Here is a 12,706-nt window from a genome sequence, read left to right on the forward strand (position 1 = left end):
CCGCGCAGATCGCGCGGCCGCGGACCGCGCATAGCGCGCAATCGGAGCTGGGCGCATCGCTGCCCGCTGCCATGCCGGGCGCCGGACAGGTCGTGCTGGGGTCTGAAAGCTGCCGGTACATGAGTCACGCACTGCCTGGGACGCAGATCGATGATACGCCATGCGGTCAGCATGGCCGCCCAGCCGGTAGAATTGCCGGCTCGCCCAGTCGTCCTGCAGGAGTTTCGCTCGTGATCAAGCCCCGTACGCCGCCCGGCATCATGGAATTGCTGCCGCGCGAGCAGATCGCGTTCCAGCGCATGCTGGACGTCATCCGCCGCAATTACGAGCGGTTCGGGTTCCTGCCGGTCGAAACCCCGGTGTTCGAGCTGTCCGACGTGCTGTTGACCAAATCCGGCGGCGAGACCGAGCGCCAGGTGTACTTCGTGCAGTCCACCGGCGCGCTGGCCAATGCCGCCGCCGCAGCCGACGAGGGTGCCGAGAGCGGCGGCCTGCCGGAGCTGGCGCTGCGTTTCGACCTCACCGTGCCGCTGGCGCGCTATGTGGCCGAGCACGAGCACGACCTGAGCTTCCCGTTCCGCCGCTACCAGATGCAGCGCGTGTACCGCGGCGAGCGTGCCCAGCGCGGGCGTTTCCGCGAGTTTTACCAGTGCGATATCGATGTGATCGGCAAGGATGCGTTGAGCATCCGCTACGACGCCGAAGTGCTGGCGGTGATCCACGCGGTGTTTGCCGAGCTGGGCATCGGCGCGTTCAAGGTGCAGTTGAACAACCGCAAGCTGCTGCGCGGCTTTTTCGAAAGCCTGGGCGTGGCCGAGGGCGAGCTGCAGCTGGCGGTGCTGCGCGAGGTCGACAAGATCGACAAGCGCGGCGCCGATTACGTGCGCGACACGCTGGTGGGCGAGGGCTTCGGCATCGCCGCCGAGCAGGTCGACAAGATCCTGGCCTTCGTGGCGGTGCGCTCGACTGGGCATGCCGATGCGCTGGCGCAGCTGCAGGCGCTGGAAGCCTCGGTAGGCGCGAGCGCGACGCTGGGCGAGGGCATTGCCGAATTGCGCGAGGTGCTGGAACTGGTCAAGGCCTTGGGCGTGCCGGAGACGGCGTACTGCCTGAACTTCTCGATCGCGCGCGGGCTGGATTACTACACCGGCACCGTCTACGAAACCACGCTGACCGATCACCCGCAGATCGGCTCGATCTGCTCGGGCGGCCGCTACGAAAGCCTGGCCAGCCACTACACCAAGTCCAGGCTGCCGGGCGTGGGCATCTCGATCGGCCTGACCCGGTTGTTCTGGCAGCTGCGCGAGGCCGGCCTGATCCAGGGCATCGCCGAGAGCAGCGTGCAGGCCATGGTGGCGCTGATGGACGAAACCCGCCTGGACGACGCGCTGGATATCGCGCGCCGCCTGCGTATCGGCGGCATCAACACTGAAGTGCAGATGGAGCCGAAGAAGGTCGGCAAGCAGTTCCAGTACGCCGCCCGCGCGGGCATCCGCTTTGTGGTGCTGGCCGGCGACGACGAACTGGCGCGCGGCGTGGTTGCGGTCAAGGACCTCGTGCGTGAGCAGCAGTTCGATGTGGCGCGCGAGGAGTTGGCGAGTACGCTGCAGGTGGAGCTGGAGCAGGCCAAGGTGATGTGAGCGGCGCTGCCACCCCTCATCCGCCCTGACGGGGCACCTTCTCCCGCGAGGCGGGAGAGGGGGAGGGCTTGGCTTGGACGAGCTACGCCCGTCAGCTGCTGAGCGGGACAGGCCAGTGAGAGTCCTAATTCCAGGAATGATGTCCTTCTCCCGTTGACGGGAGAAGGTGGCGCGCAGCGCCGGATGAGGGGCGTTCCGCCGCCTCAGCTCAGGTAACCACTCAAACACCGCGTCCAGCCGGTGACAATTCATGTCGTTTGCGTTAATGTACTAACACGCTATTACATTAACGCAATGAAACAACGACCCGCCCCCCGCGAAACCACCGATGTCGCTGCCTCCCTCAAGATGCTGGCCGATGCCCTGGCGTGCCTGAAAGAACCAGCTGCGGTCGAGGCCTTCCTGCGCGACCTGTGCACGCCTGCCGAGCTGGAGGCCATGTCCGACCGTTGGCGGGTGGTGCCGTTGCTGATCAAGGGTGTGCCGTACCGCGAAATCCATGAGCTGACCCAGGTCAGCGTCACCACCATCGGGCGCGTTGCGCGCACGCTGGAACACGGCGCCGGCGGCTATGCCGCGGCCCTGCGCGAGCAAGCCGCGCGCCCTGTCGATTCCCACTGAGAGAACAAGATGAGTGCTTCCACGGCAGCGCCGGCACGTGACCGGTTGCGTATTGCCATCCAGAAAAACGGCCGCCTGGCCGAGCCGGCCCGCAGCCTGCTGGCCGCCTGCGGGCTTAGCTGGCGGCAGAGCCGCGACAAATTGTTCTGCTACGGCGAATCGCTGCCGGTGGACCTGCTGCTGGTGCGCGACGACGACATTCCTGGCCTGATCGCCGATGGCGTCTGCGACTTGGGGATAGTGGGCCAGAACGAGCTGGACGAGCAGGCATCGGCGCGTCGCCGCGCCGGCTTGCCGGCCGCGTACCACGCGGTGCGTGGGGTCGGTTTCGGCCAGTGCCGGCTGATGCTGGCAGTGCCGGAGGAATGGGACTGGCAGGGCGTGGCGCAACTGGCCGGCAAGCGCATCGCCACCAGCTATCCGGCGATCCTGGCCGACTGGCTGGAGCGGCAGGGCATCGACGCGACGGTGGTCGAGCTCTCCGGCTCGGTGGAAATCGCCCCGCGTCTGGGTACCGCCGATCTGATCTGCGACCTGGTGTCCAGTGGCGCCACGCTGGCGGCCAACCAGCTCAAGCCGGTCGAGCTGGTCATGGAAAGCGAGGCTGTGCTGGCCGGCGCCGTGCGCGAGCCGGCCGATGCACGCGCGGCATTGCTGGCGATGCTGCTGCGGCGCATGGATGGCGTGCTCAAGCTGCGCGACAGCAAGCTGCTGATGTTCCGCGCCGAGCACGACAACGTGGATGCGCTGCGCCGCCTGCTGCCCGATGCCGACCCGCTGGTGCAACTACCCGACGATGGCAACGGCGCGCTGCGCTTGCAGACCATGTGCCATGGCGCGGTGACCTGGCAGCGGCTGGAAGAGCTCGAACGCGCAGGTGCGCAAGGCTTGATGGTATTGACGGTGGAGCGCTCGCTGGCATGAACATTCTCGATTGGTCCCAACTCGATGGCGCGTCGCGCACCGACGCATTGACGCGCCCGGTACAGACCGTGGCCACACAGACGCGCGAGGCGGTCGCCAGCTTGATCGCCGATGTGCGCGCCCGTGGCGATGCGGCATTGCGCGAGATCACCGCGCGTTTCGACGGCGTGTCGCTGGACAGCTTTGCAGTGAGCGCGGCCGAATTCGCCGCCGCCGAAGCCGCCGTGGCGCCGGAACTGCGCCAGGCGATGCAGGACGCCGTCGCGCGCATCGACACCTTTCATCGTGCCGGCATGAGCGACGGCTACGCAGTGGAAACCGCGCCCGGCGTGATCTGCGAAAAGATCGTGCGGCCGATCGGCCGGGTGGGGCTGTATGTGCCGGCCGGTAGCGCACCGTTGCCGTCGACTGCGTTGATGCTCGGGGTTCCCGCGCGTCTGGCCGGCTGCCGCGAAGTGGTGCTGTGTACGCCGCCGCGCAAGGATGGCAGCGTGGATCCAGCGGTGCTGGTGGCCGCGCAGCTGACTGGCGTGCGCCGCGTGTTCAAACTCGGCGGTGCGCAGGCGATTGCGGCGATGGCCTATGGCACCGAATCGGTGCCGAGCTGCGACAAGTTGTTTGGGCCCGGCAACAGCTATGTCACCGAAGCCAAGCAGCAGGTGGCGCAATCCGGCGCGGCGGCGATCGATATGCCGGCCGGTCCGTCGGAGGTGCTGGTGATTGCCGATGCCGGCGCGCAGCCGGCGTTCGTGGCTGCCGATCTTTTATCGCAGGCGGAACACGGCCCGGATTCGCAGGTGTTGCTGCTGTCCGACAGCGATGCGGTGATTGCAGCCGTGCAAGTCGAACTGGATGCGCAACTGGCGCAGCTGTCGCGTGCCGATATCGCCCGTCAGGCGCTGGCGCAGTCGCGGCTGATCAAGGTGCAGTCGCTGGACGAGGCATTTGCGATCAGCAACCGTTATGCCCCCGAGCACTTGATCCTGGCGCTGCGCGAACCGCGCGCCTGGTTGAACCAGGTGGAAGCGGCCGGCTCGGTCTTTCTCGGCGACTACACGCCCGAAGCGCTGGGCGATTATTGCAGCGGCACCAACCACGTGCTGCCGACCAGCGGTGCGGCGCGCGCATACAGCGGGGTGAGCGTGGCCAGCTTCCAGAACATGGTGAGCGTGCAGGCGGCGAGCAAGGCCGGTATCGCCGGCATAGGCGAATGCGCGCTGATCCTGGCGCGCGCCGAAGGCCTGGATGCGCACGCCAATGCGGTGGCATTGCGCATGGGGGTGGCAGCATGAGCACGCCATCGATTCTTGAACTGGTACGCGAAGACCTGCGTGCGTTTGCCGGCTATTCGTCGGCCCGCACCAGCGCGCTGCAGGGCGATGTCTGGCTCAATGCCAACGAGTCGGCCTGGGGCAATCCGGCCGATCCCCATGGCAGCACGCGGCGCTACCCCGATCCGCAACCCAAAGGGCTGCGCGTGGCGCTGGCCGAGCTGTATGGCTGCGCGCCCGAGCAGCTGCTGATCGGGCGCGGCAGCGACGAGGCGATCGACCTACTGGTGCGCGGCCTGTGCGTGCCCGAGCGCGATGCGGTGGTGGTCACGCCGCCGGTGTTCGGCATGTATGCGGTGTGCGCGCGCTTGCAGAATGCGCCGCTGGTCGAAGTGCCCTTGGTCGATGGTCGCGATGGATTCCACGCAGACATCGGCGCCATCGTCGAGGCGGCACTGGCCTCGAAGGCGAAGCTGGTGTTCCTGTGTTCGCCGTCCAACCCGGCGGGGTCGGCGATTTCGTTGCAGGACATCGAAGTCGCATTGCAGGCACTGCAGGGCAAGGCGCTGGTGGTGGTGGATGAAGCCTATGGCGAATTTTCGGACGTGCCGTCTGCGGTTGCGCTGTTGGGCCGCTACGACAATCTTGCCGTGCTGCGGACCTTGTCCAAGGCGCATGCGCTCGCGGCCGCACGCATCGGCAGCCTGATCGCCAATGCAGAGCTGATCGCGTTGTTGCGGCGCTGCCAGGCTCCGTATCCGGTGCCGACGCCGTGCGCGGCGATGGCCGAGCAGGCGCTGTCTGCACCGGCACTGGAAGTCACGCGCCGGCGCATTGCCGAGGTACGTAGCGAGCGCGAACGCGTGCGCATGGCTTTGACGCAGCTGGCCGGCGTTCGCCAGGTGTACGCGTCGCAAGGCAACTTCTTGCTGGTGCGTTTCGACGACGCCGAGGCCGCTTTCCAGGCGCTACTGGAAGCTGGGGTGGTAGTGCGCGATCAACGCGCAGTGCCGCGCCTGTCCGATGCACTACGCATCACGCTGGGTACGGTCGAACAGAACCAACGCGTGCTCGGCGCGCTGCAGCGCAAGCAGGAGGCCGCATGACCCCGATTCTTTTTGTCGACCGCGACGGCACGCTGATCGCCGAGCCGGCCGATTACCAGATCGACGCCTACGAGAAGCTGCGCTTTGTCGACAACGTGATCCCTGCAATGCTCAAGCTGCGCGATGCCGGCTATCAGTTCGTTATCGTCACCAATCAGGATGGTCTGGGGAGCGAGAGCTATCCGCGCGCCGCGTTCGATGGCCCCAACAACCTGATGCTGCAGATCTTCGCCAGCCAGGGCATCGAGTTCCGCGAGGTGCTGATCGACTGCAGCTGGCCGGCCGACAACGCGCCGACGCGCAAGCCCGGCGTTGGCCTGATGGTGCCTTACCTGCAGGACCGCAACATCGACTGGTCACGTTCGGCGATGGTGGGCGACCGCCTGACCGATATCCAGTTCGCGCAGAACCTCAACATCCGCGGCTTTCAGCTGCGCACCGACGAGTTCGGCGGCGAGTGGGACTGGCCCGGCATCGCCCACGAGCTGGCCGATGCGCCACGGCGCGCAACGGTGCAGCGCAATACCAAAGAAACCAGGATACGCGTCGAGCTGGACCTGGATCGCGTGGCCGAACCGCATACCGCCACCGGTCTGCCGTTCTTCGACCACATGCTGGAGCAAATCGGCAAGCACGGAGGTTTTGCGCTGGATATCCGCGCTGACGGCGACCTGCATATCGATGAGCATCACACCATCGAAGACACTGGCCTGGCGCTGGGCCAGGCACTGCGCGAAGCCCTGGGCAACAAGCGCGGGATTGGCCGTTACGGGTTCGATCCGCCTGAAAGCCCGTGGCTTGCGGCGGGCGAGGGTGCGCAACATGGGTTCACTCTGCCCATGGATGAAACCATCGCCAGCGCTGCGTTGGATTTCAGTGGCCGGCCCTACTTCGTGTTCGATGGCGAATTCAAGCGCGAACGCGTCGGCGATATGCCCACCGAGCTGGTGCCGCATTTCTTCCGTTCCATTTGCGATGCGTCCGGACTGAACCTGCACCTGAGCGTGCGTGGCGAGAACGATCACCACAAGGTCGAGGCGTGTTTCAAGGCGCTTGCACGCGCCTTGCGCCAGGCGATCCGTCGCGAAGGCACGGCGCTGCCGTCGACCAAGGGCGCGCTATGACCGATCTTGCGCTGATCGACGCTGGCGGCGCCAATCTGGGCTCGGTGCGCTACGCACTGGAGCGGCTGGGCGTGGAAGCACGGCTGGTACGCGATGCGGCCGGTTTGCGGGGCGCCGATCGGGTGATCCTGCCCGGCGTCGGCGCTGCACCGGAAGCGATGAAACGGCTGCGCGCACAGGGGTTGATCGAGCCGCTGCGCCAGTTGCAGGTGCCGTTGATCGGCATCTGCCTGGGCATGCAACTGCTGTTCGAGCGTTCCGAAGAAGGCGATGTGGAATGCCTGGGCGTGTTGCCGGGCGTGGTGCGCCACATGACGCCGGCGCTCGGCATCCGCGTGCCGCACATGGGTTGGAACCAATTGGTGCCGATGCGCGAATCGGCACTGCTGGCCGGCCTGCCCGAACGCGCCAGCGCCTATTTCGTGCATGGTTACGCCGCGCCGGTCACGCCGGACACCGTGGCCGCCTGCGACCACGGCGGCCTGTTCACTGCCGTGGTACAGCAGGGCCTGCGTTGCGGCGCGCAGTTTCACCCGGAGCGCTCGGCCGACACCGGTGCCCGCATCCTGCGCAATTTTCTTGAGATGAGCTTCCCATGAGTTTTACCGTCTACCCGGCGCTGGATATCCGCAACGGGCGCGTGGTGCGCTTGTTGCAGGGCGATTACGCGCGCGAAACCCAGTATGGCGACGATGTAGTGCCGCGTGCGCAGGCGTTTGCCGATGCCGGCGCACAGTGGATGCATCTGGTGGATCTGGATGCGGCCAAGGCTGGCGGCTACACCTTGGCCGGCACGCTGGGCGAGATCGCGCGCGCCACCGGCGTGCAGGTGCAGACCGGTGGCGGCGTGCGTTCGCGCGACGACGTGGCACGCATCCTCGACGCAGGCGCGGCACGCGTGGTGATCGGCTCGCTGGCGGTGCGTGAGAGCGATACGGTCATTGCTTGGTTGCAGGAATTTGGTGCGGACCGCCTGACCATTGCGCTGGACACGCGCCAGGATGCAGCGGGTGTGTGGCAGTTGCCGGTGCATGGCTGGACCGAAGCGGCCGAGGCCACCCTGGATCAATTGGCGGTGCGCTATGCGCAGGCCGGCCTGCAACACCTGCTGTGCACCGACATCGCACGCGATGGCATGTTGTCCGGGCCGAACATGGAGCTGTACGCGCATCTGCGTGCACTGACGCCGCAGCTGCAGGTGCAGGTGTCCGGCGGTGCGCGCAATCTGGCCGACGTCGCCGCGGCCAAGGCATCGGGCTGCGCCGGCATCGTGCTGGGCAAGGCCTTGCTCGAAGGTCACCTGGATCTCAAGGACGCATTGGCATGTTGAGCCGTCGCATCATCCCGTGCCTGGACGTGCGCGATGGGCGCGTGGTCAAGGGCGTCAAGTTCCGCGACCACATCGACATGGGCGACATCGTCGAACTCGCATTGCGTTATCGCGCGCAGGGCGCCGATGAGCTGGTCTTCTACGACATCGGCGCCAGCCCGGAAGGGCGTTCGGTCGATTACACCTGGGTGGAGCGGGTAGCGCGGCTGATCGACATTCCGTTCTGCGTGGCCGGCGGCATTCGGGATGTCGAAACCGCGCGTGCGGTGCTGCATGCCGGTGCCGACAAGATTTCCATCAATTCCCCGGCACTGGGCCGCCCGCAACTGATCTCCGAACTGGCCGATGCCTTCGGGGTGCAGTGCGTGGTGGTCGGCATCGATTCCATTCGCGAAGAAGACGGCCAATGGCGGGTGCGTCGCTACACCGGCGACCCCAGCAAGACCCAGGCGCTGCCGATGCGCACGCTGGATTGGGTGGCCGAAGCGCAGCGTCTGGGCGCAGGTGAGATCGTGCTCAATTGCATGGACAACGACGGCGTGCGGCGCGGCTACGATATCGCGCAATTGCGCCAGGTGCGTGCGCTGTGTCGCGTGCCGTTGATCGCCTCCGGCGGTGCAGGGCAGATGCAGCATTTTGCCGATGTGTTCGACCAGGCCGATGTGGATGGCGCCCTGGCCGCCAGCGTGTTCCATAGCGGCGCGATTCCGATCCCGGAACTCAAGCAATTCCTGCGTGCGCAACAGATCGAGGTACGTGATGGGCAGTGACACCGTGGCAACCGACGACGCGCTGCAGGCGCTGGACTGGAGCAAGGGCGACGGCTTGCTGCCGGTCGTCGTGCAGGACGCCGACAACCTGCGCGTGCTGATGCTGGGCTACATGAACGCCGAGGCCTTGGCAGTAACGCAGCAGGGCGGCAATGTCACCTTCTTCAGCCGCAGCAAGCAGCGTCTGTGGACCAAGGGCGAGAGCTCTGGCAACGTGCTGCGCGTGGTCTCCATCGAGGCCGACTGCGACGCCGATACACTGCTGGTGCTGGCGCGTCCGCACGGGCCAACCTGTCATCTGGGCCGCACCAGTTGTTTTCCGAGCGCGCCTGGTCAGTTCCTCGGTAGCCTGGATGCATTGATCGCCACGCGCGAGCGCGAGCGCCCGCATGGCAGCTACACCACCAAACTGTTCGAGCAAGGCATCCGCCGCATTGCGCAGAAGGTGGGCGAAGAGGGCGTGGAAACCGCGCTGGCTGGTGTGGTGCAAGGCGATGCGGAACTGCTCGGCGAATCGGCCGATCTGCTGTATCACCTGATCGTGCTGCTGCGCGCACGCGGCCTTGGCCTGACCGATGCGGTGGCACTTCTGGAGTCGCGGCACAAGTAAGTGGGTCGGCAGGAACGCACCTGGGCGCGATGCTTTACCGATAAGGCCCCGTCGCGCCCGGGTGGGCTCTTGCGATGTGGTGTGGTGCGATTTGCACGCCTGCGCCGTGCCGGTTGCCCTGGCAGGTACAATTTCCGCTGGTCTTGGCGCGGGAACACGCATGCAGCTTCGCTTCGCTCTTCTAGCCCTGGTGGGGTTCGCCGGCAGCGCCTATGCGCGCGATGCGGTGGTCGATGGCATCGTCTACGAAGAGCGCGACGGGCGTGCCGGCCGCGCTGCCGATGAGCCTGGCCTTGCCGATGTGGCGGTGTCCAACGGCGAGCAGATCGTGCGTACCGATGCGCAGGGCCGCTACCGCCTGCCGGTGCGCGACGGGCAGACGGTATTCGTGATCAAGCCGGGCGATCGCCGGTTTGTGCCAACCGCTGACGGATTGCCGGGGTTCTGGCGACATTACGCACCGCGCGGCTCTGCCAAGCACAAATACCGCGGCATCGCCGCCACTGGCCGCAAGACGCACGACTGGGATTTTGCGCTGACGCCGCGTGCGGAGGCGTCGGGCGCCGGGTTCGACATGCTGGTATTCGCCGACAGCCAGACCGCCAGCCTGACCGATGTGGGCTACTACCAGCGCGATATCGTGGCGCCGCTGGTCGGCAAGACTGCCGCCCGGCTCGGCACCACGCTGGGCGACATCGTCAGCGACGATCTGAGCCTGTATCCGGCCTTGAACAAGGTCACCACGCAGCTTGGCGTGCCGTGGTTCCATGTGCCCGGCAATCACGATCTCAATGTCGATGCCGGCGACGACCTGCAGTCGCTCGACAGCTGGCGTGCGGTGTACGGGCCGGACACTTACGCGGTGGAAGAAGCCAATGCCAGTTTCGTGTTTGTGGACGATGTGATCTACATGCCGGGCGGCAAGCCGGCGTATGTGGGCGGCCTGCGCGAGGACCAGTTCGTGTTTCTGCAGAGCTATCTGGCGCAGCTGCCGCGCGAGCGCCTGCTGGTGCTGGGCATGCATATTCCGTTGTTCGATGCGGCCCCGGGGCAGGAGACCTTCCGGCATGCCGACCGCAGCCGGCTGTTCGCGCTGCTGAGCGAGTTCCCGCATGTGCTGGTGCTCAGCGCACACAGCCATACGCAGCGGCAGGTGGATCATGGCGCGGACGAAGGCTGGCAGGGCGCGCGCCCGCTGCACGAATACAATGTCGGCGCGGCCTGCGGTGCGTTCTGGTCCGGGGTCAAGGACGCCGACGGCATTCCCGATGCGACGATGAGCGACGGCACGCCCAACGGGTATGCGGTGCTGAAGGTTGCGCCCAGCGGCGACTACACGCTGGCCTATCACGTCGCACGCGCGGCCGACGATGCGCAGTTGTCGCTGTCTGCGCCCAAGGTGCTGAGGCAGGGCGCGTATCCGGCCTGGGGGGTGTACGCAAACGTGTTCATGGGGCAGGACACCACCGTGGTGGAGTCGCGTATCGACGGTGGGCCGTGGCAGGCGATGAAGCGTGTCGAGCGCGCGGACCCGGGCCTGCTTGCGGAGAACGCGCGCGACGATGCAGCGCCCGGGCTGCGTGGTTACGACCGCTCGCCCGAGGCCACCGTGTCGACGCATCTGTGGCGTAGCGCGTTGCCCACCACGCTCGACGTTGGCGAACATGCGATCGAGGTGCGCGCTACGTTGCCGACAGGGCAGTACAGCGCACGCGCGGTGTACCGTCTGCAGCGTGCCGACCCTTGAGCGGATGCGGGCGTGCAAGGCGGTGCAGCAGTGGGTTGCGGTAAGGCCTCTCGCGCACTAGTGCGCTCCTACGGAAAGGTGGCGCGGCTGTGTCTTGCGGTAAGGCCCGTCGCGCACAGGTGCGCTCCTACGGGAAGGTGGTGCGGCTGTGTCTTGCGGTAAGGCCCGTCGCGCACAGGTGCGCTCCTACGGGAAGGTGGTGCGGCTGTGTCTTGCGGTAAGGCCCTCGCGCACAAGTGCGCTCCTACGGGAAGGCGGTGTTGCAGTGTGTGGCGGTGAGGCCCGTCGTGCACCGGCGCGCTGCTAGGGAATCCTTGTCGGGTTCCACAAACGCAAACGCCTCCACGAAGGAGGCGTCTTGAGATCCGGGCTGGCAGGCGAAGGCGCGCTGGCGAAGATCGGTGCTGGCTGGCGCAATGCTGGCTGGCTGCGCGAGTGTAGCGACGCGGCGTCATCGCTGACGAAATGAGAATTAGTCTCAGTGCTCAGCGTTGTGGCGGCGCTGCAGATGTCTGGTCGGGCGAGGCCTCCCGTCGGGACGCAGGCCGTGCCGGCGTCGCTGATTCGGCCGTATCGCTTGCCGGTTCGGCGTCAGCTGTGCCGTGCGCGTCGGTGTCCACATCGGCGTTGGGGGCGTTCTCCAGCGGCGGGTACGGGTAGGCAACTGCCGGACCGATGTGCAGCCCGGCGCGCCAGCGTGCCAGTACCGGCGCAATGCGCCGGCCCAGCGATTGTTGCGGCAATGACGGCAGCTCGCCGTCCTGTTTCTCGCGCGCGGTGATCGCGGTCTTGGCCATGGCAAAGGCGGCCAGCGGATCGTCGCTGTGGTTCATGCCGTCGATCAGCCAGGCCTGGCCGAAGTAGGTGGCATTGGACGTATTGCCACAGCCGAACGATGGCCGATCCGCGCGTGCTGCGGTCAGGATCAGCGTGTCCGGCGAGCGCAGCGCCGGAATGAAGCCACCCGAATAGCAGGCCGACAGCACGATGATGCGGTTGTCGATGCCGGCATCGTCCAGCGCCTTGCGCAAGTCCTGCGGGCTGATGAAATCCTCTTCGTTCTGATCCACCTGGACGTAGAGCGTGTGGTCCTCGGTGCCGTGGGTGGTGACGAACAGCAGTAGCGCATCTTGCTTGCGATCCATGCGTTTGCCGATCGCAGCGAGCGTGTCGTAGAGATTGTCGTAAGTCGCCAGCGGTGCGTACGGCTGCTCGCCCAGGTTGTCCGGGTTGTTGACCAGCGTGACCACGCGGCCGCGCGCATCGAAGCGTTGTTCGAACAATTGCCTGAGGTACAGCGTTTCGTTGCGAAATACGTCGTCGCTGGCATCGCCGGCAAAGCCGACGACATACAGGTCGGTGACGCCGGGGCGCTGCGCTTGCAGCGCGACCAGTGCCTTCTTCAATGCGGCCTGGTCGACCGGGTCCACCTGCGCCGCGTCGTCCGCGGTCTGCGCCGGCAAGCTCGCGCCCGCATCGGGATGACAGCCGGCAACCAGCAAGACCACGGCCAGCAGCACCAGCATCCGGCGTACCAACACGTGCGACGCCAAGGGTGATTGG

At 66.5% G+C, this 12,706-nt stretch carries 12 protein-coding genes; 11 read left to right on the forward strand and 1 reads right to left on the reverse strand.

Annotation, left to right across the window (positions count from 1 at the left end):
• The first annotated feature begins 230 nt into the window (after positions 1 to 230).
• The 11 genes from hisS (at position 231) to FHY18_RS21245 (ending at position 11,143) form a co-directional block, all read left to right on the forward strand.
• The gene (hisS, locus tag FHY18_RS21195; protein WP_259159772.1) at positions 231 to 1,640 is read left to right on the forward strand and encodes a histidine--tRNA ligase; all 1,410 of its coding nucleotides are present in this window, start codon (positions 231 to 233) and stop codon (positions 1,638 to 1,640) included.
• 294 nt (positions 1,641 to 1,934) lie between these two features.
• Positions 1,935 to 2,261 (forward strand): YerC/YecD family TrpR-related protein, encoded by a 327-nt coding sequence (locus FHY18_RS21200; protein ID WP_259159774.1) that lies wholly within the window; start codon positions 1,935 to 1,937, stop codon positions 2,259 to 2,261.
• Positions 2,262 to 2,270: 9 nt separating this feature from the next.
• Complete coding sequence (gene hisG, locus FHY18_RS21205) at positions 2,271 to 3,185, forward strand: ATP phosphoribosyltransferase (RefSeq protein WP_259159776.1); 915 nt, start codon at positions 2,271 to 2,273, stop codon at positions 3,183 to 3,185.
• Positions 3,182 to 4,477: a histidinol dehydrogenase gene (hisD, locus tag FHY18_RS21210; protein WP_259159777.1), complete on the forward strand. Its 1,296-nt coding sequence runs from the start codon at positions 3,182 to 3,184 to the stop codon at positions 4,475 to 4,477. Before hisG ends, hisD begins: the two co-directional genes overlap by 4 nt.
• On the forward strand, positions 4,474 to 5,562 hold the full coding sequence (hisC, locus tag FHY18_RS21215; protein ID WP_259159779.1) for a histidinol-phosphate transaminase: 1,089 nt from the start codon (positions 4,474 to 4,476) through the stop codon (positions 5,560 to 5,562). Before hisD ends, hisC begins: the two co-directional genes overlap by 4 nt.
• Positions 5,559 to 6,686 (forward strand): bifunctional histidinol-phosphatase/imidazoleglycerol-phosphate dehydratase HisB, encoded by a 1,128-nt coding sequence (hisB, locus tag FHY18_RS21220; protein WP_259159781.1) that lies wholly within the window; start codon positions 5,559 to 5,561, stop codon positions 6,684 to 6,686. The genes hisC and hisB overlap by 4 nt, the downstream gene beginning before the upstream one ends.
• On the forward strand, positions 6,683 to 7,285 hold the full coding sequence (gene hisH, locus FHY18_RS21225; protein ID WP_259159782.1) for an imidazole glycerol phosphate synthase subunit HisH: 603 nt from the start codon (positions 6,683 to 6,685) through the stop codon (positions 7,283 to 7,285). Before hisB ends, hisH begins: the two co-directional genes overlap by 4 nt.
• Complete coding sequence (gene hisA, locus FHY18_RS21230; RefSeq protein ID WP_259159784.1) at positions 7,282 to 8,016, forward strand: 1-(5-phosphoribosyl)-5-[(5-phosphoribosylamino)methylideneamino]imidazole-4-carboxamide isomerase; 735 nt, start codon at positions 7,282 to 7,284, stop codon at positions 8,014 to 8,016. Before hisH ends, hisA begins: the two co-directional genes overlap by 4 nt.
• Positions 8,010 to 8,786, forward strand: a complete 777-nt coding sequence (gene hisF, locus FHY18_RS21235) for an imidazole glycerol phosphate synthase subunit HisF (protein WP_259159786.1) — start codon at positions 8,010 to 8,012, stop codon at positions 8,784 to 8,786. Before hisA ends, hisF begins: the two co-directional genes overlap by 7 nt.
• Complete coding sequence (gene hisIE / locus FHY18_RS21240; protein WP_259159787.1) at positions 8,776 to 9,396, forward strand: bifunctional phosphoribosyl-AMP cyclohydrolase/phosphoribosyl-ATP diphosphatase HisIE; 621 nt, start codon at positions 8,776 to 8,778, stop codon at positions 9,394 to 9,396. Before hisF ends, hisIE begins: the two co-directional genes overlap by 11 nt.
• A 160-nt stretch (positions 9,397 to 9,556) precedes the next feature.
• Positions 9,557 to 11,143, forward strand: coding sequence for a calcineurin-like phosphoesterase family protein (locus tag FHY18_RS21245; protein ID WP_259159788.1), 1,587 nt, complete (start codon positions 9,557 to 9,559; stop codon positions 11,141 to 11,143).
• 485 nt (positions 11,144 to 11,628) lie between these two features.
• Here the strand turns inward: FHY18_RS21245 and FHY18_RS21250 are convergent, their stop codons facing one another.
• Positions 11,629 to 12,669, reverse strand: coding sequence for a C13 family peptidase (locus FHY18_RS21250; RefSeq protein ID WP_259159914.1), 1,041 nt, complete (start codon positions 12,667 to 12,669; stop codon positions 11,629 to 11,631).
• Between the last annotated feature and the right edge of the window lie 37 nt (positions 12,670 to 12,706).

Source organism: Xanthomonas sp. 3793 (assembly GCF_024806835.1).
Lineage (GTDB): Bacteria > Pseudomonadota > Gammaproteobacteria > Xanthomonadales > Xanthomonadaceae > Xanthomonas > Xanthomonas arboricola_F.

Bases quoted from the DNA above. Each gene is read 5' to 3' on its own strand.
- FHY18_RS21200 (WP_259159774.1), top strand. From the start codon at position 1,935: ATGAAACAACGACCCGCCCCCCGCGAAACCACCGATGTCGCTGCCTCC.
- hisG (WP_259159776.1), top strand. From the start codon at position 2,271: ATGAGTGCTTCCACGGCAGCGCCGGCACGTGACCGGTTGCGTATTGCC.
- hisD (WP_259159777.1), top strand. From the start codon at position 3,182: ATGAACATTCTCGATTGGTCCCAACTCGATGGCGCGTCGCGCACCGAC.
- hisC (WP_259159779.1), top strand. From the start codon at position 4,474: ATGAGCACGCCATCGATTCTTGAACTGGTACGCGAAGACCTGCGTGCG.
- hisB (WP_259159781.1), top strand. From the start codon at position 5,559: ATGACCCCGATTCTTTTTGTCGACCGCGACGGCACGCTGATCGCCGAG.
- hisH (WP_259159782.1), top strand. From the start codon at position 6,683: ATGACCGATCTTGCGCTGATCGACGCTGGCGGCGCCAATCTGGGCTCG.
- hisA (WP_259159784.1), top strand. From the start codon at position 7,282: ATGAGTTTTACCGTCTACCCGGCGCTGGATATCCGCAACGGGCGCGTG.
- hisF (WP_259159786.1), top strand. From the start codon at position 8,010: ATGTTGAGCCGTCGCATCATCCCGTGCCTGGACGTGCGCGATGGGCGC.
- hisIE (WP_259159787.1), top strand. From the start codon at position 8,776: ATGGGCAGTGACACCGTGGCAACCGACGACGCGCTGCAGGCGCTGGAC.
- FHY18_RS21245 (WP_259159788.1), top strand. From the start codon at position 9,557: ATGCAGCTTCGCTTCGCTCTTCTAGCCCTGGTGGGGTTCGCCGGCAGC.
- FHY18_RS21250 (WP_259159914.1), bottom strand. From the start codon at position 12,669: ATGCTGGTGCTGCTGGCCGTGGTCTTGCTGGTTGCCGGCTGTCATCCC.